Source organism: Xanthomonas sp. WHRI 10204, from assembly GCF_040202875.1.
Classification (GTDB): Bacteria; Pseudomonadota; Gammaproteobacteria; order Xanthomonadales; family Xanthomonadaceae; genus Xanthomonas.
In genome coordinates this window covers 1,970,307-1,992,596 of the sequence record NZ_JBEGDW010000001.1, presented here as the reverse complement: position 1 = coordinate 1,992,596, position 22,290 = coordinate 1,970,307, and the positions used below count along the sequence as shown (strand labels likewise).

General features: G+C 64.5%; 21 protein-coding genes and 1 pseudogene. 18 read left to right on the top strand and 4 right to left on the bottom strand.

What is annotated here, in order from left to right; translation table 11 throughout:
* The first annotated feature begins 3 nt into the window (after positions 1 to 3).
* The 8 genes and pseudogenes from ABQZ00_RS08755 (at position 4) to ABQZ00_RS08720 (ending at position 7,470) form a co-directional block, all read left to right on the top strand.
* Positions 4 to 588 carry an integrating conjugative element protein gene (locus ABQZ00_RS08755; RefSeq protein ID WP_323537074.1) on the top strand — a complete coding sequence of 195 codons (585 nt, stop codon included), beginning with the start codon at positions 4 to 6 and terminating at the stop codon, positions 586 to 588.
* 1 nt (position 589) lies between these two features.
* On the top strand, positions 590 to 2,761 hold the full coding sequence (gene traD / locus ABQZ00_RS08750) for a type IV conjugative transfer system coupling protein TraD (protein ID WP_323537075.1): 2,172 nt from the start codon (positions 590 to 592) through the stop codon (positions 2,759 to 2,761).
* Positions 2,758 to 3,513 (top strand): TIGR03747 family integrating conjugative element membrane protein, encoded by a 756-nt coding sequence (locus ABQZ00_RS08745; RefSeq protein ID WP_323537076.1) that lies wholly within the window; start codon positions 2,758 to 2,760, stop codon positions 3,511 to 3,513. The genes traD and ABQZ00_RS08745 overlap by 4 nt, the downstream gene beginning before the upstream one ends.
* Before the next feature lie 308 nt (positions 3,514 to 3,821).
* Entirely contained in the window at positions 3,822 to 5,327 is a 1,506-nt protein-coding gene (locus ABQZ00_RS08740) for an AAA family ATPase (protein ID WP_323537077.1), read from the top strand.
* Positions 5,324 to 6,172, top strand: coding sequence for a hypothetical protein (locus ABQZ00_RS08735; RefSeq protein ID WP_323537078.1), 849 nt, complete (start codon positions 5,324 to 5,326; stop codon positions 6,170 to 6,172). Before ABQZ00_RS08740 ends, ABQZ00_RS08735 begins: the two co-directional genes overlap by 4 nt.
* Before the next feature lie 293 nt (positions 6,173 to 6,465).
* A complete protein-coding gene (locus ABQZ00_RS08730; protein WP_323537079.1) occupies positions 6,466 to 6,702 on the top strand; it encodes a DUF1161 domain-containing protein in 237 nt (78 codons plus the stop codon).
* A gap of 82 nt (positions 6,703 to 6,784) precedes the next feature.
* Positions 6,785 to 7,114, top strand: a complete 330-nt coding sequence (locus ABQZ00_RS08725) for a hypothetical protein (RefSeq protein WP_323537080.1) — start codon at positions 6,785 to 6,787, stop codon at positions 7,112 to 7,114.
* Positions 7,115 to 7,128: 14 nt separating this feature from the next.
* Positions 7,129 to 7,470 (top strand): annotated as a pseudogene (locus ABQZ00_RS08720) (hypothetical protein).
* A 90-nt stretch (positions 7,471 to 7,560) separates the two neighbouring features.
* Here ABQZ00_RS08720 and ABQZ00_RS08715 read toward each other — a convergent pair.
* The 3 genes from ABQZ00_RS08715 to ABQZ00_RS08705 all read right to left on the bottom strand — a co-directional run bounded on the left by ABQZ00_RS08715 (position 7,561) and on the right by ABQZ00_RS08705 (position 9,874).
* Positions 7,561 to 8,241 (bottom strand): DUF6988 family protein, encoded by a 681-nt coding sequence (locus ABQZ00_RS08715; protein ID WP_323537081.1) that lies wholly within the window; start codon positions 8,239 to 8,241, stop codon positions 7,561 to 7,563.
* 202 nt (positions 8,242 to 8,443) lie between these two features.
* Positions 8,444 to 9,079: a DUF4124 domain-containing protein gene (locus ABQZ00_RS08710; protein WP_323537082.1), complete on the bottom strand. Its 636-nt coding sequence runs from the start codon at positions 9,077 to 9,079 to the stop codon at positions 8,444 to 8,446.
* 192 nt (positions 9,080 to 9,271) lie between these two features.
* On the bottom strand, positions 9,272 to 9,874 hold the full coding sequence (locus tag ABQZ00_RS08705) for a hypothetical protein (protein ID WP_323537083.1): 603 nt from the start codon (positions 9,872 to 9,874) through the stop codon (positions 9,272 to 9,274).
* A gap of 152 nt (positions 9,875 to 10,026) precedes the next feature.
* On the opposite strand from ABQZ00_RS08705, the gene ABQZ00_RS08700 reads away from it, so the two are divergent.
* Positions 10,027 to 13,098 (top strand): UvrD-helicase domain-containing protein, encoded by a 3,072-nt coding sequence (locus ABQZ00_RS08700; RefSeq protein WP_323537084.1) that lies wholly within the window; start codon positions 10,027 to 10,029, stop codon positions 13,096 to 13,098.
* A 220-nt stretch (positions 13,099 to 13,318) separates the two neighbouring features.
* Here ABQZ00_RS08700 and ABQZ00_RS08695 read toward each other — a convergent pair whose 3' ends face one another.
* Positions 13,319 to 14,140: a hypothetical protein gene (locus ABQZ00_RS08695; protein WP_323537085.1), complete on the bottom strand. Its 822-nt coding sequence runs from the start codon at positions 14,138 to 14,140 to the stop codon at positions 13,319 to 13,321.
* A 189-nt stretch (positions 14,141 to 14,329) separates the two neighbouring features.
* Here ABQZ00_RS08695 and ABQZ00_RS08690 point away from each other — a divergent pair, with 189 nt between their 5' ends.
* From ABQZ00_RS08690 to ABQZ00_RS08650, 9 genes are read left to right on the top strand one after another with little or no spacing between them, the layout of a single operon-like run.
* Positions 14,330 to 14,722, top strand: a complete 393-nt coding sequence (locus ABQZ00_RS08690; protein WP_323537086.1) for an integrative conjugative element protein, RAQPRD family — start codon at positions 14,330 to 14,332, stop codon at positions 14,720 to 14,722.
* Positions 14,719 to 14,958, top strand: a complete 240-nt coding sequence (locus ABQZ00_RS08685) for a TIGR03758 family integrating conjugative element protein (protein WP_323537087.1) — start codon at positions 14,719 to 14,721, stop codon at positions 14,956 to 14,958. The genes ABQZ00_RS08690 and ABQZ00_RS08685 overlap by 4 nt, the downstream gene beginning before the upstream one ends.
* Positions 14,959 to 14,977: 19 nt before the next feature.
* Complete coding sequence (locus tag ABQZ00_RS08680; RefSeq protein WP_502869915.1) at positions 14,978 to 15,349, top strand: TIGR03745 family integrating conjugative element membrane protein; 372 nt, start codon at positions 14,978 to 14,980, stop codon at positions 15,347 to 15,349.
* Positions 15,350 to 15,361: 12 nt separating this feature from the next.
* Positions 15,362 to 15,790: a TIGR03750 family conjugal transfer protein gene (locus tag ABQZ00_RS08675; protein ID WP_284413454.1), complete on the top strand. Its 429-nt coding sequence runs from the start codon at positions 15,362 to 15,364 to the stop codon at positions 15,788 to 15,790.
* Positions 15,787 to 16,518 (top strand): PFL_4703 family integrating conjugative element protein, encoded by a 732-nt coding sequence (locus ABQZ00_RS08670; protein ID WP_323537088.1) that lies wholly within the window; start codon positions 15,787 to 15,789, stop codon positions 16,516 to 16,518. The genes ABQZ00_RS08675 and ABQZ00_RS08670 overlap by 4 nt, the downstream gene beginning before the upstream one ends.
* On the top strand, positions 16,515 to 17,468 hold the full coding sequence (locus tag ABQZ00_RS08665) for a TIGR03749 family integrating conjugative element protein (RefSeq protein WP_323537089.1): 954 nt from the start codon (positions 16,515 to 16,517) through the stop codon (positions 17,466 to 17,468). The genes ABQZ00_RS08670 and ABQZ00_RS08665 overlap by 4 nt, the downstream gene beginning before the upstream one ends.
* A complete protein-coding gene (locus ABQZ00_RS08660; protein ID WP_323537090.1) occupies positions 17,458 to 18,936 on the top strand; it encodes a TIGR03752 family integrating conjugative element protein in 1,479 nt (492 codons plus the stop codon). Before ABQZ00_RS08665 ends, ABQZ00_RS08660 begins: the two co-directional genes overlap by 11 nt.
* Positions 18,917 to 19,369, top strand: coding sequence for a TIGR03751 family conjugal transfer lipoprotein (locus ABQZ00_RS08655; RefSeq protein ID WP_323537091.1), 453 nt, complete (start codon positions 18,917 to 18,919; stop codon positions 19,367 to 19,369). Before ABQZ00_RS08660 ends, ABQZ00_RS08655 begins: the two co-directional genes overlap by 20 nt.
* Positions 19,369 to 22,290 carry a conjugative transfer ATPase gene (locus ABQZ00_RS08650; protein ID WP_323537092.1) on the top strand — a complete coding sequence of 974 codons (2,922 nt, stop codon included), beginning with the start codon at positions 19,369 to 19,371 and terminating at the stop codon, positions 22,288 to 22,290. Before ABQZ00_RS08655 ends, ABQZ00_RS08650 begins: the two co-directional genes overlap by 1 nt.

Below are 22,290 nucleotides of genomic sequence, written 5' to 3'. Positions count from 1 at the left end.
GCCATGAACATCCACCGATTCCACGCTGCCGGCGGCCTGCTCGCGCTGGCCACACTCAGCACGCTGCCCTGCGCGATCCGGGCCGCGACGGCGCCGGCCAGTCTGCCCACGCCGCGCCCTGCGCTGATCGTGGTGGAGGACCACGGCGGGGTTCCCGCACAGCCCTACTACGATGACCTGGGCCTGCCGGCGCGCTCTTGGGCGCCAGCGGATGCGCCCCAGCGTCTGCCATTGCCCGGCGCAACCACCGGTCCTCGAGGAGAAGCCGCCATGCTGCCGGTGCGCTCGGGCTGGCTCACGCCCGGGGCTGTCGATCGCCGCCCGCTCCAGGCGCCGGGGCTGGCGCCGTTCTTCCTCGTCGGCGACGATCCGCGATCGCGCGAATGGCTGCAGCAGCGGCTCGGTCGCCTGCGAGAACTGCACGCCGCCGGGCTGGTCGTGAGCGTGGCGTCTCCGCAGGCGCTGGGCGCGCTGCGCCGGCTGGCGCCAGGCGTGGCGCTCTCGCCCGCTTCCGGGGACGACCTGGCCCAGCGGCTGGGGCTGCGCCACTACCCCGTACTCGTCACGGCCACGGGCATCGAGCAGTGACATGGCCCAGGCGCATGCGGTGGAGGTGTTGCTGCGCCCCGCGGTGGAGCTATACACCGTGGCGGTCTGCGCCGGCGCCGCGCTGGTGTGCCTGGTGGCCCCATGGTCGCTGGCGCTGAATCCCCTGCTCGGCCTTGCCAGCGCCCTGGCGTTCCTCGCGTTCGGCGCCCTGCGGCTTCGGCAGGCATGGGCCATCCTGCACTACCGCCGCAACATCCGCCGCCTGCCCCGGTACGTGATGGCGAGCAAGGAGGTGCCAGTCAGCCAGCAGCGCCTGTTCCTGGGCCGGGGCTTCCGCTGGGACCAGCGCCACACCCACCGCCTGATGCAGACCTACCGCCCGGAGTTCCGGCGCTACGTGGAACCCACGCGGATTTACCAGCTCGCGCGGCGCTGCGAGGCGCGGCTGGAATTCGCACCGCCGCCATGGCCACACCTGGCACGGTTCACCGGCTGGGACCATCCGCTCAATCCGGCCCGGCCGCTGCCGCCGGTGGGCGGCATGCCCCGCCTGCACGGCATCGAGCCGCAGGAGGTCGACGCGACCTTACCGCTGGGCGAGCGGGTCGGCCACACGCTGGTGCTAGGCACCACGCGCGTCGGCAAGACGCGGCTGGCCGAGCTGTTCATCACCCAGGACATCCGCAGGCGCAGCAGCACGGGCGAGCACGAGGTGGTGATCGTGTTCGACCCCAAGGGCGATGCGGATTTGCTCAAGCGCATGTACGTGGAGGCGCGCCGTGCCGGGCGCGAGGGCGAGTTCTACGTGTTCCACCTGGGGTGGCCTGACATCTCGGCACGCTACAACGCCATCGGGCGTTTTGGGCGCATTTCCGAGGTGGCGACCCGCATCGCGGGACAGCTCTCGGGCGAAGGCAACAGTGCCGCTTTCAGAGAATTTGCATGGCGGTTCGTGAACATCATTGCCCGCGCGCTCGTCGAACTGGGGCAGCGCCCGGACTACCTGCTGATCCAGCGGCATGTCGTGAACATCGATGCGCTGTTCATCGAGTATGCCCAGCACTACTTCGCCCGGAACGAGCCGAAGGCCTGGGAAATCATCGTCCAGCTCGAAGCGAAGTTGAACGAGAAGAACATCCCGCGCAACATGATCGGTCGGGAAAAACGTGTCGTGGCGCTGGAGCAATACCTGTCCCAGGTGCGGACCTACGACCCGGTACTCGACGGCCTGCGCAGCGCCGTGCGCTACGACCGCACGTATTTCGACAAGATCGTGGCAAGCCTGCTGCCGCTGCTGGAAAAACTCACCACGGGCAAGATCGCGCAACTGCTGGCGCCGAACTATTCGGACCTGTCCGATCCGCGGCCGATCTTCGACTGGCTTCAGATCATCCGCAAACGTGCGCTGGTCTACGTGGGCCTGGACGCGCTGTCCGATGCCGAAGTCGCCGCTGCGGTGGGCAATTCGATGTTCTCCGACCTCGTTTCGGTCGCGGGGCATCTGTACAAGTTCGGCATGGACGATGGACTGCCGGGCACATCTGCGAACACCAAGATCCCGATCAACGTGCACGCGGACGAGTTCAACGAGTTGATGGGCGACGAGTTCATCCCGATGGTCAACAAGGGTGGTGGTGCGGGCATCCAGGTCACCGCCTACACGCAAACGCTCTCCGACATCGAGGCACGCATCGGCAACCGCGCCAAGGCCGGCCAGGTGGTGGGCAATTTCAACAACCTCATCATGCTGCGGGTGCGCGAGACCGCCACGGCCGAACTGCTGACCCGGCAGTTGCCCAAGGTGGAGGTGTTCGCAACGTCCGTCACGAGCGGCGCCACCGACAGTTCTGATCCCACGGGTAGCACGGCATTCACCTCCACCACCCAGGACCGCATCGCCAGCACGAGCGTGCCGCTGATCGAGCCTGCACATGTGGTGGCGTTGCCGAAGGGCCAGGCCTTCGCGCTCATGGAGGGCGGCAACCTCTGGAAGGTGCGCATGCCCCTGCCCGCGCCCGATCCCGATGAGGCAATGCCGCGCGACCTGCAGGAACTGGCGGGCCACATGCGGCAACACTACGTCGAGGCGGGCGCGTGGTGGGATGGACATGGCGCGCCGGCATCGCAGGACGCCGCATTGCCCGACGACCTGCTCGCAGGCTTCACACCGGCGACGAGCGGCAGTGAAGACGCTGGAGCTGGAGCGCCATGAGCGACGTCGCCGCCACCGCACAGCGCCAGCAGGTGCGGCAGCAGGGACTGATCCTCGCTCTCATCACCCTGCCGTTTCGCTGCTTCGGCGTGCTGTGCGGTTCGCTACTCCTGTGCATCGCGGTGGAGTGCATCGGCATGGCCGTTTTCTGGCCGGACCAGGGCTGGCGCCACGCGCAGGCCATGCTCGACCACGAGCTGGGCCAGTTGTCGGACTACTTCGTGCGCAGCGCGCTGGTGCAGGAGCCGGGGCGCACGGCGCATCAATGGGTGGAGCACGCCTACGAATGGGCGTTCGTGCGCAGCGGGCTGCTGGAGTGGATGCAGGATGCGTCGCGCCAAGCACGTGCGGGTGCGGGTGCGTCCAGCCCCGCGTGGAGCCTGCGGCAGGTGCTGGCGACGGTATCCACCCACGCCGAGGGCTACCTCATCGCGGCAGCCTACACGGTGTTGGTGTTCTTGATTCGGCTGCTGGTGCTCTGCCTGACCCTGCCACTATTCGCACTGGCCGCGTTCGTGGGGATGGTGGACGGGCTGGTGCGTCGCGACATCCGGCGCTTCGGTGCGGGGCGCGAATCGGGATTCCTCTACCACCGGGCGCGGGCCAGCCTGGTGCCGCTGGCGGTGCTGCCATGGGTGACCTACCTGGCCTTGCCGGTCAGCGTGCATCCGGTGGCGATCCTGTTGCCCAGCGCGGTGATGCTCGGGGTGGCGGTGGACATCGCGGCGGGCAGCTTCAAGAAGTACCTTTGAGCGCTGACATTCCGTCCCGAAGCACTGCCGGTAGCTTGTAAGCAGCTAACCCATAGCTGGCAAAAATTTTTGAAACACCGCTCAGCCACTACAAGCTGGTACACGCTTCAACTGGTCTCACCTAACTTTCGCAGATGTCGTTTGAGGAGGGAGGAGGCTATGTTGGATGCTCTCCTTGGGTTACAAACCCACCCATCAAGAAGATTTTTGGGAACACTGCCCAACAACGCACTACAAAAACTACCGATGGCGAGCTGATTGGATGCCGAAACCAATTACGCTGTTCCAAAGACTGAAGGGGGTATGGTTTGGCTTCTGAGCTATCGTTCGTCGTACTGTCTAAGGGCGCCTCCGTTCCGTCGGCGCCCCGGCCTCTTTTCGTACTGCGCACGGACGCGTGGGATGACTTCGGTCATCGAGTCCAGTTTCATCTGACCCACCGTGACGCCAAGGGCCTAGAAACCCGTCTCGGATCGGTCAAGGTCCTGCAGCGCACGAGCGCGGATGGTGAGGCTTTCGAGGTAGCAGAGACCACCAAGCTGCCAACCTCATTCAGCACCATTGACGAGAGGTTTGTGTCACTTGGTCAGGACGACGAGTACTACAAAGGTCTCCACAAGCTGATGGGGAAACGTGCCGCCGACGTACTTAGAGCGCTGCGCGACATTGCATTTCTGCCGGCATTTGCCGCCGATTTCGAACCCACGTCGGCCTTTCGCAACGCGATGATGCGAGAGAACGGCGCGCACCGGGCGCGCCGATTCGGTCAAGCCTGGGCGACGGGACAAGAGGTAACCGAGAAGCTCAATTTCACATACATCGGCACGATCGAAGGAGCGGATGCCGACGTCGAGGCCAAGTTTGCGTTCAATTCCCTGGATCCCGTGCCGGGTCGAGTCGTTGGCATCATTGGTCGCAACGCGGTGGGTAAGACACAGTTCCTAGCCAGCCTCGGCGCCGACCTCGCGCAGATTGCCCGAAGTTCCGCTGAAACCCTGAGTGCGCGTGAAGACCGATTCCCCAAAGGCCGCCCGCTTTTCACCCGCATCATCGCCATCTCTTACAGTGCCTTTGACCGCTTTAAACGGCCTCAGCCAGATCATTCCAGCAGCTACGTCTACTGCGGGATCCGCAACGAAAAGGGTGGCTTATCGCGCCCCTCACTGATCCAGGCATACCGGGGAAACCTGCAGCGCATTCGGGATCGTGGTGTACAGAGCAAGTGGACACGCTATATGAAAGCGGTCCTTGGGGATCTCGACGAGCAGTTAACTGCGAGTCTCGAAGCGGAGATTCAAAGCGCCGCCACCAAGGACAATGCCTTGTCTCTACTCAGCTCCGGCCAGTCAATCCTGGCCCACTTCGTTACTGCCCTGCTCGCTTGGATTCAACCAAACTCATTGGTGTTGTTCGATGAACCCGAGACGCACCTCCACCCGAATGCCGTGGCCAACCTCGTCCTGATCATGTCGGACATATTGGAGGACTTCAATTCCTACGCCGTGGTGGCGACGCATTCACCAGTCGTCATACAAGAGATTCCGGCCAAGCGAGTGCTGGTCTTCCAGCGCGTTGGAAACGTAACCACCGCCGAGCCGCTGTTGCTCGAGAGCTTCGGCGAAAGCGTGACCGAGCTGACAAGGCACGTTTTCGAAACCGATGAAGTCAAGAGCGTCTACCGCCGCACGCTTCGCGACCTGTCGGATGAGGAATCCGCAGAAGAGGTAATGGCGCGCTTTCCTCGCGGCTTGAGCCTTTCCGCACAGGCCTACCTGCTGGCAATGTATGGCAAGAAGGCACGAGAAAAATCATGAGGAGCCTGACCGCCCTACCTGATGCACCAACCTATCTTGCTCGCTACATTGCCATCCGCGATAAGAAACACAAGGCCACCAGGACGACCCTGGTCGCTTCCCATGCCGTGATAGCGGCATGCTACGAGGACTATGCACGTGCCATCGCTAGTGGCGCACTGACAGGGCTCGTCAGCAATGCCCAGGCAGCCCAACTTAGTGCACCGCTACGTGCATGCTACGACTCGCCAACTCAGCCCCTGAAAGACTTGAAACAAGCGATCCACAACGCACAATCTAAGCGCCTGCTCAAGTACTGCCCCATGTGTGGCACAACCTTGCCCAAGACGTTTGACCACTACATGCCCGCAGTGAAATTTCCAGAATTTGCTGTGCATCCATTGAACCTTGTCCCTTGCTGTGCAACCTGCAATTCGATCAAGGACGCGGACTGGTTGAGTGCTGCAGGTGGCCGCCAGTATCTGCACACCTATTCCGACAACTTGCCAGACCTGCAGTTCGTGTTGGTCACGTTGCATCAGAACGCTGTGCTGCAGGGCGTGGGAGCAACCTTCTCACTGGAGCGACCTCTCGGCATACCCAACGCGCTTTGGCTACTGATCAAGTCCCATTTCACACGTCTCAAGCTGATTGACCGATATGAAGAGCGCGGCAGCGACGAAATCGCCGAGATCCTTTCAGACTGCCGCATCCATCTTGAAGCGGGTGGATCAGAGGTCAGAACCTTCTTGCAAGGACGCGCTGATGATCGCAAAGATATCTACGGTCGAAATCACTGGATTGCCGTGCTGATGGACGCAATGGCCAAACATCCGGACCTAGTCAACTGGGTCAACGACGTCTAGGATGCGGCTGATGTACGACTCGGGCGTCTGGGTCGATCGCTGACTTCACACATGCAAGCATCCCGCGTGTGCGCTCTCGCCTACGCGTGGCGCATCGCCGAGCGCCAACCGATCAAGCAGGATGGTGCTGGCGCCCTTGCCCCCATGCCCAACTTGCTACACTCATTCCACGCTGAATCGTCCCGATCAGGCGGCAACCGCCAGGCGACCAAGACAGCCTCGCGATTAAACCTCGCACGCGCCCAACCTTCCATCCCCAAGTACCCCTCCTCTCCTCGACCATCGGTACGATCATGAAATCCACTCTCGCCCTCGTGTTGCTCGCCCTCGTTTCCTCGCCAACGCTGGCAGCCGGCAGAAATTGCGATGAATTGAAGGCCATGCTTACCGACAAACTCGATCACCTCGGCGTCAAGAACTACACGCTGGAGATCGTCGACAACGCCGACATCAAGGAACGCAAGGTCATCGGCACTTGCGATGCAGGAAGAAAGAAGATCGTGTACAGCAAGAACCAGCCGTCGACCTAATCGGCATACGCTGTCCCGTCATGCAGGTAACGTGGTGCGACCGAGCGCAAGGCGGCGTGCTCGGGCGGTGCAAGGGTACGCCATGCAGGTAGTGGATCACGAACCGCACGCGTGGTTCCTGCTGCGCGACGGCGACACGCTGCTGCTCGACGTCGACTGCAGCCATGGTGCGGTCGGTTACGTGTGGACCATGGTGCTGACGGCCCAGGAAGTTGCGCAATTCCGCGCGCTCGGGCGTGATGTCATCGCGCAGCTCGCCGTGCGCGTGCAGTCGACCGCGCCGGGGGTGGTGGGCAATCGGTCGCCGTTTCTGGGTCGCAAGGCGGATGTCGATACCCGCCAGCGGGTAACGGTCGCCATCAAGGCCTGGATTCAGGACGAGGACGTCCGGCAGTCCGTGCCCGAGAGCTAGCGGAACCACCCAGGATGCACGTCGACATTACCCACCACGTGGACGAAAGCGAACCCGACGAGGCGGACGGCTACTACTACTACGCCTACACTCTCTACCGCTTCAGCGACGGCCGCGACCGGCTGCTGGCGCGCAGCTACGACGACGAGGCCGATTAGGCGCATTTTCTGAACATTGAGGTGGATGGCCGCCCGCGGACGATGACGGATGCGAATCTGCGGCATCCGCTGCTGCTGGCCGCCGCGGCGTACTTGGCCGAGGCCGGCAAGCATAGACTGCGCTGGCTGAGCGGCCGCGGCGATGGCTATGAATCACTGCCCGGCCAGCCCACCATCGGATCAGCGGAGCGGTCATGAAGCGTGTCACGGGGATTGGCGGCATCTTCTTCCTGGCCACGCTCTAATGTGTCGACTGCTCTGTCCACCAAGGTATCAGGCACATTGGCATCACTTTTTTAGATCCGGCAGACAGTCGGCGAAGTCGGGCTGGATTCGGGACATCGCACTGGCGATCAGTGAATCGCCGGTCAGGACCGCCAATAGCATTCCGGTCATGGTGACCAGGCCGTTCGAATTGCGCAGGATCTGCAAGGCCAATGGCAATGGAAACCCTTCCTCGACGCGGCGCAGCGGATGCAGCCCGCCGTGAACGAACGAGTTCATGGCCGACCAGGTCATGTCTTTGAAGTGCGCGAGCATTTGATAGGCACCCACCGAAATCCCCTCGCCTGGGATCGCCATGCTCTTGCGCAGCTCCTCCATCATTTCACTGACGCTGGGTAGGTTCTTCGCGGCCTTTTCGCTCTCCACGCTGAGTGGTGCCAGCAGCTTGGCAATCGCTGACTCGGGAGCGGCGTAGAGGAGCCAAGCCGCTCGCGTCAGCGCTTCGAACTCAAGCCGCATTAGTGCGACAGCCGAACTGGCGAGCGCCAGTTCCATGAGGGCGCGAAGTCCCTCGGCATGTTCCAAGGCCACGAAGCACATGCCCGTCGCAACCTGCGAGCGCGGAGCACGATGGAAGCCCTGCTCCCCCAGAAGCTGGAAGACGTGCTCGTGCAACTGTTCCGAGCGCTCGAGCATCTGATCGAGGTCAAGCTGCGCACCGTACGGCAAAGAGAAGCTGGTCATTGGCCAATGGTAGGGGACGGCATCGCCTCACCGGTGAAGCGTGTCACCACGGCTTTAAAGGCCAGATCGCAACCTGCCACCATTCTGGATTGATTGGCCCACTGCACCCGGCCGAACGGCAGGCATCAGGACGAGCGCCGCCACAGGATGATGGACAGCGCATGCGCTGCACCAGGTAGCCACCGCTCCAGCAGAGCTCAGGTCATTGGCAGTTCCATCCGATCCCGGCGCGGCTGCAGGTTCGCCCGGTGGGACCGGTGAGGACGTCCGGACCGGATTTGCGATAGATCGCGCCTGCCGTGTCGTAGCAAAAGCCCGCGTTGCAACTGGCGATCGTCGGGACCGGGGTGGTGATGATCTTCGGGGGTTCCTGCATCAGCGGGGTGTTGCTACCGCAACTGGCATTGACCTGCGCAATGGCCGCATTGGTCCGCATGCGTTTCTCGTCCTGGGAGAGCGTCCGGATGCTCGATACGAACTCCAGTTCCTTCTGTGCGCTGCGGCAGGCCGGGGTGTCGGCCGGGGACACCGACGTCCCATTCTGTGCGACCGACGATTCCCCTGCACGCTGGCGGCGCTGAAACTCCTGTTCATCGCGTTCCGCCACCCGATCCTGGTGTTTGCGCTCCAGGGCCCCTGCCGCCTGCGCGCGCTCCCGCGTGATTTCGTCGGCACTTTTAGGACGTTCTAGCAGCGCGCCCGTTTGGTTTGCAGCGCAGGGGACGTCCGCGTAGAAGGTCTTGCCTGCGGCATCGGTGCAGCGGTGGACCTGGGCGTTGGCAGCGAAGGCAGCGGACACGCACACGGCGGCGCAGAGGAGTGACTTGAAGATTTTCATGTATCGATCCACAAGGGTTAACAGGGTGCGTAATTCCCCATCAACGCTTGAGCGGACGACCCAGTTGTCCAAGGCTCCTGCCACATTGCAACAAACTGCTACAGCCTTCACGCGGTGCCACTGCAATGCAGAGGCGCCAACTATCGGATGGAAGTGGAAGGCCCTGCCCTGGACCTTCCACTTCCACGGCCATCACGGCATGTACTTGATCGTCAGTAACGCATTGGGCGCGATGCATCCGGTTCTTTGCGCCAAGATCACCCAACCAGACGGTACCGGCGCCACGTTGCAAACCTCCATGGTTCCCAGTTCAGGGCGGGCCTCGCGAATTTCCCAATAGGCGTATCCAGGTAGCCCACACCCTTTCGCGACGGAGGTGACGACCCATCCCGGCGGAACGCTGGAGGCGGGAACGTTGCACATGGAGAAACTGATGCTGTTCGGCGCTGCGTACCGGATCTGGTAGTTGGGAACACCAGCGATGCAGCCGCCCTGGACGTAGGTCACCGCCCATCCCCGTGGCACCGCCGTCAGGCCGCACATGTTCATCGTGCTGCGGGCCGGATCCACCCTGCGTATTTCATACAAGCCATTGCCGGATCCACAGCCGGCGCGAATCGACGTCACCACCCAGCCTTCGGGAATGGGAACGTTGGCACAGATTTCCATCAGGTCAATGGAGTTGGGCGACTGCAGACTCATCGTACTAGTCTGTCCCCCTTGCACACCCGCAATCGCGATGACTGGACACAGCGCAACGGCGGCTGCCACCACCAGCTTGATCAAATTCCTCACAGCAATTCCCTTGTTGTTATCAAATGAATGAATCAGCGAATGAACTCACTCACATCCTTTTCTAGGCACGCATGTGCCAACGAATGAGTACACCAGGGAAAGACGAATGGAGAGGAATGGGCCCCCACTTCAGACAACAAGCACCACCAAAAATGTGGAGCGCCATCACAGTTGTCGAGCCTGCCACGCGTCACCAGCGGAAGGCGTCGCTTAAAATTTACGGCCACGGGGGGATGCGTTTGGAAACCACAAAAACGATGAACGGAACGGTCGCCATGCCAACCGTGACCGTCAAAGAGTCATGGCTTGACGTGTGGTTCTGCTTTCGCAAGCCACTCGCTCTAGAGCTCTCCGCTCAGACGGTGACGTTCGACGGAACATGCATCGGGTATTGGCAACTGACCTCGGTGCAAGAGAAGGCGCCGTCGTGGTTCCTACCAAGGTGGTTGGACCGCTCGTACCTCTTGCTGACTTATCAAGAAAATCAGCAACAACGGGATTTCACCCTCGTCTTGCGCAGCAACTCAGGGGCTTCCACACGGCAGTCGATCTTGCAGCGTGTCCAGCTGAAGCTGGTGCAGATGCTGGATTCGGCGCATCAAAAGCTGGTCCCTCTTCGGTACGACCTGGACGAAGCATATCGATCGGACCGTTACGTTCGACATTCTCAGGCGGAGCGGATTGCCGACAAGTATTCAGTGATGGTCCAGAAGATGGCGCCGCACCTCAATGCGCTGCATAGACATCCATTGCTGGAACCCGGCGACAGGGTTCGTGCAAGGGCATTGAAAGAAGAATTCGATGGCCTAGCCAAACCCGTTATCGACCCTGATGCGTACCGCCAGGATCACAACGAGCGGTACATTGGCTATCAAGCCCAGTTGGAAGCCGACTACTTCAACCAGGTCGAAAGCAGCCCGCTGACCGAAGAGCAGGTCAAAGCCGCGCTGGTGTTTGAAGATGCAACTCTGGTCGTTGCCGCGGCAGGTTCAGGCAAGAGTTCATGCATCGTCGGCAAGATCGGCTTCGCGCTCAAATCCGGTATGTTCAAGGACCAAGAGATCATCGCACTGGCCTACAACGCGAAGGCTGCCGAAAGCCTGGAAAAGCGGCTGTCCCAGAAGCTCTCTAAGGCCATTGGGCGCAAGGTGACAGTGGCGTCGAGAACCTTCCATTCTTTTGGTCTGTCTGTGCTGGTTGAGGCCAATGGAGAAGGCATCCGGCCGCGCGTACTCAAGGAGGATGCAGGAGAGGAAGGACGTTTCTTGCGCACCGTCATTGCAGGGTTGAAGGACAAGGATCTCGCCTTCCAGCAGGCACTCGCCGACTGGCTCTTGTTCGCCCCCTTCGAAGACCCCAGCCCCTTCGGCGTGACCGGCGATCTGGAAGAATGCGCCCGGCGCTACGAGGAATGCTGCCGGCAGCGCATCAAAGCGAAGAGAGAAGAGGGAAAGGAAAGCTACGTACCCACCATTCCGACCCTGGACCCGGCGATCCCGGTGCGCTCCCTGGAAGAGCGCAGCATCGTGAACTGGCTGGTTCTGCGGGGCATTCCATTCTCGTATGAACTGCCTGATTGGGACGGCGCAAAGCTGCTTGGACTCGGAGTCTCGGAAACATCGAAGAAGCAGCGCCCCTACAAGCCAGATTTCACCTATCGCCGGACTGACCGCCTGCACGATGGTACGCAACGCGAGGTACGTATCATGCACGAGCATTTCGGATTGGATGCTGATGGGCGAGCACCTGCATGGATGGGGGGCGCCCAGTACGAAGCGCAAGCCCGCAGTAAGAGAGCGATGTTCAAGAAGCGAGTAGCCAGCAGCCAACGCACCAAGAATCCTGTCGTTTTCTTCGAGACTACCTCAGCCCAGTTGCGCGATGGCACGCTGTGGGCCCATCTGGAGCAGTCGCTCAAGGGTGCCGGCATCCTGGTGGGTCCGCCCTCCCAAGACGTGTACCGGCGAGCGATCGCCAGCTTCGGGCCCATAGAAGAACGCGAGAAGCTCATCATGGACTTCGTGCTGCGGTTCAAGGATTCGGGGCTCACGGAAGCACAGGTCTTCGACGAAGCAAAGCAGCAGCCCAACTCGTGGCGCGCAGGCCTGTTCTTGAAGGTGGCTTTTACGGTCTTCCATGCTTACCAAAAAGCGTTGAGGGAGGCAGGCAAGATCGATTACGCCGACATGCTGCGCGAGGCGGTGGCTGCGCTACGCGATGGCCGCGTCAAAACACCATATCGGTTTCTCTTGGTGGACGAGTTCCAGGACATCGCACGTCTGCGGGCAGACCTTGTGAAGTCCGTCCTTGACCAGGCCCCCCACGAGTCGATCGTGTTCTGCGTGGGCGATGACTGGCAGACCATCAATCGGTTCTCCGGATCCGACGTCAGCATCTTCAAGAACATCGGCGCCCACTTCGGACGCCATGAGCGCCAGTTGATGCTGTCACGCACTTTCCGCTGTTCCAGCGGGATCGCGACGCTGGCCCGCGAACTGGTGCTGAAGAATGCCAACCAGTTCGACAAGCCCGTGCATGCCCGGCCGGACCGGCTGACCCAGTGCGTGCGTGTCGTTCTTCACAAGCCAGGCGCGGAGCATCGGATGCCAGCACTGGAGACGCAGCTTGCAAGCCTGATCGACACCGGCCGAGCCCTGGGCATCACGATTCCGTCTGTGCAGATCCTCACCCGCACGACGGCCGAAACAACGGCGCCGCAGGGGCTGGAATCGGAGGAAGCGATCAAGGCACTGAAATCCAGGTACGACGGCAAGCTGGATGTGCAGGCCATGAGCCTGCATGGGTCCAAGGGCCTGGAGGCCGATTTCGTGGTGTTGGTCGGATTCGACTCTGGCTTTCGAGGGTTCCCGGACGAACGCGCACCGGAGCCGTTGCTGGACTTGGTCTTGCCAAAGCTCGCCAACGAAAACGAAGAAGAACGCCGATTACTCTACGTCGGCCTCACCCGGGCCAAACATCTGGTCGTGATCCTGGCAAATGGGGAGGCACCGAGCGAGTATGCCCTTGAGCTGTCGGCACTGTCGGAAGAGCACGCTTTCATCGACTGGATCAACCTGGGTGCCCAGCGTGCAACGTGTCCGAAATGCACGAAAGGATCGCTATTGATGCACTCCAACGGGCGCAGGCTCGATTGCTCCCGCTCCAGCCGCTGCGGCTACCGGGCTTGGGTAGGCCATGCCGCAAAACCCACTTCCATTCATTGAAGCCGCAGGACGATTGGCGCCTCATTGAACGTTCGGATTAGATCCTGACCGTGACGCGGCCAGGGAGTCGTACAAGGAAAACACCTCATCGATAACGACCGCGCTGGGAGCACCATGGTCGCTGCACAGCTCAGCATGCGACTTCTCCATGCCACCACGAACATCACACCGCATCGTCTTGCGCCGCTTGCCCGTGCAGCATCAAAGCAAGTTCTGCAAGCTATGATTTGAACTTGACCCGTTGGCTGCCTTTTTCTGCGTGGTGCAGGTAGATAGAACACTGGCGCCAGCGCTGCTGAACTGCGATGGATGGAATGGCTTCGAGTACAGCGTTGAGTTTCTTGTTGGTCCATGCTTTACCGTCGGGTGGTCGTACGGTCACCCGCGACGGAAGGTGGCCACCGACACGCATGACAATGTAGCCGCCTGATTCCAGGCCGAATCCCGTCGAATACCTTGGGTTGCGGCGATCCGAGTTCATTTGAACCACGTGGATACGTAGCTTTTTTACGAGCAGGCAGATGGCCTTGAATCTCGCATCGCTCCATAAATCGCTGGTTCGCCGATTGGTGGCATCGATGGGCGTTTCACCCTCACGAGGGCTGGCTGGGTATCTCGCTTCCAATGTGACTGCCTTGCTCAAAAATTGCAGCAGATCACGCGGTGCGATCTGCGCATCGATCCCCAGGTCATCGGCCAGCCGCTTGTAGTCGTGGCTGTACTGTCTGATGTCGGTCAGGAAAAGCGCTTCGGGACAGTGCGTGAGCCACTGGGCCAATCCGGCCTTTAAGTACATCTCTACCGCGTAGCCCATCAGAAGGACCGATGCCCTGGGATTGCCGGTAAGGGCAACCATTTCATCGTGGCGAAAGCGTTCGATTTTCCCCGCTTTGATTTTCCTTCTGGTAAGTAGCCACCGCGCACGGATCGAGCGCGCGGTCGCGGCCAGTCCGTCGCCTTCCTCAACCCATGCCCGCGCATCCGCCTGCCCATGCTTTGAGCTGCCCAAACGCTTTTCTACAGGGTTCACCGGCTGATTCATTCGTCGTCCCTTTCAAAAATTTGCGCCAAACGGTTGCCGGCACACCCGATCACTATTGAACATCAAGGCCCACCGCGCGAGCGTCCTGAATTGCTGACAAAGCGGTGTCGCGCCCTTCCCCATTGTTGGCGGCATACCAGCGGCCCCCGCCGCAGCATCGAGTCTCCCCATCGCCCAAGGAGACCCGACATGACCTCGCGTGCCACGGCCAGCCACGACGCTCCCGTCCCCCTCCCCCTGTGCGGCGTGCTGGCCGTGGCACTCCTTTGTGGCGGCGTCGCATCGGCGCATGCCGATCCCGCCATCGAACGCGAGCAACTGGCGAGCGCCATGCGCCTGCTCGACCAGGTGGACCGCATCGCCCTGGCATCGGACGCCACGGCGGCTGCGCAACCGGCCCGATACCACTTCGACTACGCCCGCCTGCGCGACGACGTGCGCCGCATGCAGGCGGGCTTTACCAGTTATCTCACGCCCCAGCGCGCGCAGCCGCGCGACCCGTCGTCCCTGGCGGGCCATTACACCCGCGAGGAAGCTCGCGACAGCACCAACCCTTCACCGCAGCAGGAGCGATCGCGATGACCGCGAGTGCCGATCAGATCGCCGCGTTCCAGGCGAACGGCGGCTTCACCCCTTCGGCCGTTTCGACCGTGGTGCTGAGCTTCGTCTTCGCCGTCCTACTGATGTGGGGGGTGTGGGCCATGCGCACGGCCTATGTCGGCTGGGCCGAGCACCGGATTTCGCAAAGGCAGTTCGTGGGCGTGATCGCCCGCTTCCTCGCGATGTACCTGGTGCTGAGTTTTTTCCTGCTTTCCTGATGACCGCCAAGGACTTGCCATGAACCTCCTCCCCAACCGCCTTCGCCGCCGTGCCGCCTGCATGGCGGGCACCGCTGTCGCGGCCACGCTCCTGCCGCTGGCACCGCCGGCACGCGCCTCCGGCCTGCCCACCATGGAAGACCCCTCGCGCGGCGCCGGCAGCGGCATCCTCAAAACCCTGCAGAACTACGGCTACGACATCGTGCTGCTGGTGGCCCTGCTGGTGGTGGCGTCGATGTTCATCGGCGTCTGCTACCACGCCTACACGCGGTATTCGGAAATCCACACCGGCCGCGCGACCTGGGGCCAGTTCGGCCTGACGGTGGCCGTGGGCGCGATGCTGCTGGTGGTGGGCATCTGGCTGCTCACCAAGGCCACGGCGATCCTGTAGGGCTGCGCGCCGATGGCTCTCCCTGAAACACCGCGCGACGGCCTCGTGGCTTTCCTGCCGCATCGCCTGAACCGCCAGCCCGTGGTCGTGCGCGGCCTGACCGCCGACGAGCTCTGGATCTGCGCGGGCCTGTCCGCCGCGGCCGGGCTGATCGCAGGCCTGCCGCTGGCCTGGCTCACGCGCAGCGTGGCCATGGTGCCGACGATGATCGTGGCGGGCATCGCCGCGGGCGTGTTCATCGGCGGCGGCCTCCTGCGCCGGCAAAAGCGCGGGCGCCCCGACACCTGGCTGTACCGGCAGATGCAGTGGCAACTGGCGCTGCGCCATCCCCATTGGGCCGCTCGGTTCGGTGGCCGCGACCTGGTGACGCGCACGGGTTGTTGGTCCACGCGCCGCACGTCGCGCATTCGGCGCCCCCGGCCGCGGGGCCGCACGCCATGAGCCGCATCAAGAACGAAGTGGCGCACCTGCAGGCCCATGTCACCACCCTGCGGCGTGGCGGTGCTGCGCTGTTCACGTTGGCGCTGCTGCTGGGCCTGGGCTGGTGGAACGCGCCCCGCCACCTCACGATCCATGTGCCGCCGGACCTTCGCTCGGGCAGCACGCGCAAGTGGTGGGACGTGCCGCCCGAGAGCGTGTATGCGTTCACCCTCTACGTCTTCCAGCAAATCAACCGCTGGCCCACCAATGGCGAGGACGACTACCCGCGCAACCTGCGCGCCCTGTCCGCCTACCTCACGCCCGCCTGCCAGGCCCTGCTGCAGCAGGACTACGAAACCCGGCGCAACAACGGCGAGCTGCGCCAGCGCGTGCGCGGCCTGTATGAGTTGCCCGGCCGCGGCTACGGCGACGACCCCGCCACGCGCGTCAAGGTGCTGTCCGAACGCGACTGGGTGGTCACCCTGGACGTCAGCGCCGACGAGTACTACGGCGGCGAACAGGTCAAGCGGGCCCTGGTGCGCTATCCCTTGAAAGTCGTGCGCCTGGACGTCGATCCCGAGCGCAATCCGTTCGGACTGGCGCTGGACTGCTACAGCGGCGCGCCGCAGCGCATCGCGCCGCCCTCGCCTGCGGCCTCGGCGCCAGCCCCCAGCACAGGCCCCTCCACGTCGCCTTCCATGCTCCCGCCCACCACCCCTTCCCCCACGCTGTCCGGAGGCCATCCATGAAGCGCTTCGTCCTGCCCCTGGCGCTGGGCGCCTGCGTCCTGTGGGGCGGCACACCCGCGGCGCACGCGCTGCAGATCCTGCGCTGGGAGCGCCTGCCGCTCGCGGTGCCGCTGCGCATCGGCGAGGAGCGCGTCCTCTTCATCGACCGCAACGTGCGCGTCGGCGTGCCGGCCGCGATCGCCGACCGTTTGCGTGTGCAGAGCGCCGGTGGTGCGATCTACCTCAAGGCCAGCGAAGCGATCGAGCCGACGCGCCTGCAGCTGCAGGATGCCGACAGCGGCGCGCTGATCCTGCTGGACATTGCCGCCGAGCCGGCGAAGGACGGGCAGGCGCCGCTGGAGCCGGTGCGCATCGTCGAGGGCGAGGCACCGGGTCCCCGCTATGGCGCGCGCGATCACGCGAGCGGCGCCGCCGATACCGAACCGCCGGCAGATGCCACGGCACCATCGACGCCGGAGGCCGCATCCACCGGCCGACGCGAAACCCCCATCGCGGTGGTGCTCACCCGCTACGCCGCGCAGAACCTGTACGCGCCACTGCGCACCGTGGAGCCCGTGCGCGGGATCACGCAGGCCACCCTGCGCCGCGGCCTGGACCTGGATACCCTGGCACCGTCCCTGCCCGTGCGGGCGCAGCCGCTCGCCGCCTGGCGCATGGAAGACCAGTGGGTCACCGCAGTCCGCCTGACCAACACCTCGCCGCGCTGGATCGACCTCGATCCGCGCACCTTGCTGGGCGACTTCGTGGCCGCGACGTTCCAGCACCCGGGCCTGGGACCGGCGGGCGATCCGACCGATACCACGGTGCTGTACCTGGTGACGCGCGGCCGCGGACTGGCCGATGCGCTGCTGCCGCGCATCAGCCGCATCGACGCCGCGCAGAACCTGCCGCGCGCTTCCGGCAGCGAGGCGGATGCAGAGCCATCCCCGGGAGCTCCCCATGCAAAGTAATGGCCTGCTCAAGTGGCTGATGATCCCGATGGCCGCGCTGCTGGTGTTCGTGGGGATGCAGGTGTTTTCTGGGCGCAAGCCCGATCGCGCCGCATCGGGCGAGGTGGCGGCCCAACTCACGCCGGAGGAAATGAAGGCGCTCGGCATCGATGGCGACACGCCGCGCGATACCGTCGCCACGCTCGTGGCGCAGGTCAAGCAGTTGCGCAACGAACTGCAGACCTCGCTGGGCGACAACAAGAACCAGCGCGCCGAGAACGAGCGCCTGCGCCAGCGCGAGAGCGCCATCGACCAGCGCATCCAGGCCGCGCTCGACAGCGAGCGCAGCCGCCTGCAGCAAGAGCGCGACCAGGTGGCCGGTGACAAGCAGCAGACCCAGGGGCTGCTGCAGGACCTGCAGCACAAGCTCGACCAGATGGGCGGCAAGAACGGCAATGCAGACTTGCCGGTCGGCCTGGGCCTGGAGGATGGCGACGGCAAGGGATTCGGCACGGCGGCCGGCACGCAGGGGGTGCGCTGGATCGAACCCGATGATGCGCGGCCGGAAGGCGCCAAGGGTCCGGCGACGGCCGCTGGCAAGGCGGACCGGTTTCCGATGCGCTTCGGCGCCGCCGATCCCGCCGGCGGCGCGTCGGCCCCCTCTTCGCCAGCGCCCATGGCAGACGCCGGCGGGACGACCAAGGCCTCTGCAAAGGCCGTCTACACGGTGCCCACCAACGCGACGCTCATGGGCTCGGTCGCGATGACGGCCCTGATCGGACGCGTGCCGGTGGATGGCACCGTCAACGATCCCTACCCGTTCAAGGTGCTGGTCGGCCCGGACAACCTGACGGCCAACGGCATCGACCTGCCGGAGGTGGCGGGCGCCGTGGTCAGCGGCACCGCATCGGGCGACTGGACGCTGTCGTGCGTGCGCGGCCAGATCCGCTCGGTGACCTTCGTGTTTCGCGACGGCACGATCCGGACGGTGCCCGAGGACAAGGGCCAGGGGGGTGGCACCCAAGCCAACGCGGGCACGGGCAACGCCGCCGATGGCCACGGCCCCATCCTGGGCGGCCTGGGCTGGATCAGCGATCCGCATGGCATCCCCTGCGTGAGCGGCGAGCGCCGCAGCAACGCGCAGCAGTATCTCGGCTCGCAGGCCCTCATCACCGCCGCCGGCGCCGGCGCCGCCTCGCTGATCAAGAGCGACAGCGGCAACGTGGCCGTCGTCAGCAACGGCAACGGCGCGCTGGGCACGGTGGGCATCTCCGGCAACGAAGCCATGGGCCGCATCCTGGCCGGTGGCATCCAGGAGATGTCCCAGTGGGTGAACAAGCTCTACGGCCAGGCGTTTGCCGCCGTCTATGTGCCGCCCGGCGCCCAGGTCGCCATCCACCTCGAACAACCCTTGCAGATCGACTACGACGCGCAGGGCCGCAAGGTCAACCACACCCTCGGAGGCGCGCATGCGATGGACCTGGACTAAGCCCACGGCAGCCGGGGGAGCGCTGTTCACCCTCGTCCTGGCATTGCTCACCGGATGCGCCACCCACAAGGAAGCGTTGCTTTCCCACGGCGATCGCACCATGCGGGATGTCTGGGACCAGGAGACGGGCGGCGGCGGGCGCGCCAACGGCCCGGCCGCGCGGCAGCTGCTGGATGCGCGCCAGGTGCTGCGCCGCCCGCTCACCGAGGCCGACCGGCAGGCCATGCCGGCCGAGAACATGGCGTACACCCGCACCGCGCAAAACGAGATCTACCGGCAGTTCCACCGGCTGCCCAATCCGGACCTGGTGATGTACGTCTTCCCGCACCTGGCGGGCACCGATCCGGTGCCCGTGCCCGGCTACAGCACCGTGTTCCCCTTGTACCAGCGCATCCAGTACGCCATGCCGGGCGAGCGCGTGGAGGACTACTGATGGTGCGGCGACCGCGCTGGCCGTGGACCCACCGGGACGCCGGGGCCGGGGCCGAGGCCCGCAATGATCCCGCGGGAAGCGATGTCGAGGGGCCGGATGTCTGGGAGCGGCACGTTGCCGAATTGGCGGCACACGGCATACCCGAGCCCGGCGCCCCCGCGCGCGATCCGGGCCGGCCGCGCGCCACGCTCGCCGACGAGCGCGCGCTCTACGGCGTGGCCCCCTCGTTCGCGGACCTGCTGCCGTGGGTGGAGTACCTGCCCGCATCGCGCAGCGTGCTGCTGGACGACGGGGTCTCCGTGGCAGCCTTCTTCGAGCTGACGCCGATCGGCACCGAGGGGCGTGAGATGCACTGGCTGTGGCAGGCGCGCGATGCGCTGGAGAACGCGCTGCAGGATGCGTTCGACGAGCTGGACGATCACCCGTGGGTGGTGCAGCTCTATGCCCAGGACGAAGCCGACTGGGAGGGCTATCTGCGCGACCTGGACGCCTACCTGCAGCCGCGGGCACGGGGCACGGCGTTCACCGCGTTCTACCAGCGCTTTCTTGCCCACCACCTGCGGGCGGTGGCAAAACCGGGCGGCCTGTTCGAGGACACGGCGGTGACGCGCCTGCCCTGGCGCGGCCAGGCACGCCGCGTGCGCATGGTGGTGCACCGCCGTGTTCCGGGCACCAGTGCCCAGCGCCGCGGCCCGTCCCCGGAGCAGGCACTGGCGACGGTGTGCGACCGGCTGCAGGGCGGCCTGTCCAACGCGGGCGTGCGCGCACAGCGCCTGGGCGCGGCCGACATCCACGCCTGGCTGCTGCGCTGGTTCAACCCCTGCCCCGCGCTGCTGGGCGACACGGCCCAGGACCGGGAGCGCTTCTACGAACTCACGCGCTATCCGGCAGACGAAGAAAGCGAGGAAGGCGAGATCGAACTGGCCAGCGGCACCGACTTCGCGCAGCGCCTTTTCTTCGGCGCGCCGCGCTCCGACGTCGCCAACGGGCTCTGGTGGTTCGACGGCATGCCGCACCGCGCGGTGGTGATGGATAGGCTGCGCACCGCACCGGGCACGGGCCACCTGACCGGCGAGACGCGCAAGGGCGGCGATGCGGTCAATGCGCTTTTCGACCAGATGCCGGAGGACACGGTGATGTGCATGACGCTGGTCGCCACGCCGCAGGACGTGCTCGAATCCCACCTCAACCACCTGGCACGCAAGGCGGTGGGCGAGACGCTGGCCTCCGAGCAAACGCGGCGCGACGTGCAGGAGGCCCGCGGGCTGATCGGCAGCGCCCACAAGCTCTACCGCGGCGCCCTCGCCTTCTATTTGCGCGGACGCGACCTGGCGCAGCTGGATGAGCGCGGGGTGCAGTTGGCCAACGTGATGCTCGGCGCCGGCCTGCAGCCGGTGCGCGAGGACGACGAGGTGGCGCCGCTCAACACCTACCTGCGGTGGCTGCCGTGTGTGTTCGATCCGGCCAAGGACACGCGCCAGTGGTACACGCAGCTGATGTTCGTGCAGCACGCGGCGAACCTGGCCCCCGTGTGGGGACGCAGCCAGGGCACGGGGCATCCGGGCGTCACGCTCTTCAACCGCGGTGGGGGCACCGTCACCTTCGATCCGCTCAACCGCCTGGATCGGCAGATGAACGCCCATCTGTTCCTGTTCGGGCCTACGGGCTCGGGCAAGAGCGCCACGCTCAACAACCTGCTCAACCAGGTGATGGCGATCTACCGGCCGCGGCTCTTCGTCGTGGAAGCGGGCAACAGCTTCGGCCTGTTCGGCGACTTCGCCAAGCGGCTCGGGCTGAGCATGCACCGGGTCAAGCTCGCTCCCGGCGCCGGGGTGAGCCTCGCACCTTTCGCCGATGCGCGGCGCCTCGTGGAGACGCCGAGCCAGGTCCAGACCCTGGATGCCGATGCACTGGACGAGGACCGGGAGCCCGGCGGCCCCGCCCCCGATCACGACGAACAACGCGACGTGCTGGGGGAGCTGGAGATCACCGCCCGCCTGATGATCACCGGCGGCGAGGACAAGGAGGAGGCGCGCATGACGCGTGCCGACCGCAGCCTGATCCGCCAGTGCATCCTGGATGCTGCGCAGCGGTGCGCCGGCGACGGGCGCACGGTGCTGACCCGCGACGTGCGCGATGCGCTGCGCGCGCGTGGAGAGGACACCACCTTGCCGGAAAGCCGGCGCACGCGGCTGCTGGAGATGGCCGATGCGATGGACATGTTCTGCCAGGGCGTGGATGGGGAAATGTTCGACCGCCCCGGCACGCCCTGGCCCGAGGCCGACATCACCATCGTGGATCTGGCGACGTTCGCGCGCGAGGGCTACAACGCGCAGCTGTCGATCGCCTACATTTCGCTGATCAACACCGTCAACAACATCGCCGAGCGCGACCAGTTCCTGGGCCGGCCGATCATCAACGTGACCGACGAGGGGCACATCATCACGAAGAATCCGCTGCTGGCGCCCTACGTGGTCAAGATCACCAAGATGTGGCGCAAGCTCGGCGCCTGGTACTGGCTGGCGACGCAGAACCTGGACGATCTGCCGCGGGCCGCGGAACCGATGCTCAACATGATCGAGTGGTGGATCTGCCTGTCCATGCCGCCGGACGAGGTCGAGAAGATCGCGCGGTTTCGCGAGCTCAACGCGGCGCAGAAGGCGCTGATGCTGTCGGCACGCAAGGAGGCCGGCAAGTTCACCGAGGGCGTGGTGTTGTCGAAGTCGATGGAGCTGCTGTTCCGCGCGGTGCCGCCCAGCCTCTATCTGGCGCTGGCGATGACCGAACCGGAGGAGAAGGCCGAGCGCTTCGCGCTGATGCAGCAGCACGGCATCAGCGAACTGGATGCCGCGTTGCACGTGGCCGAGAAGATCGACCGGGCGCGCGGGATCGAGCCGTTGTCGCTCGATGCACTGGGTTGA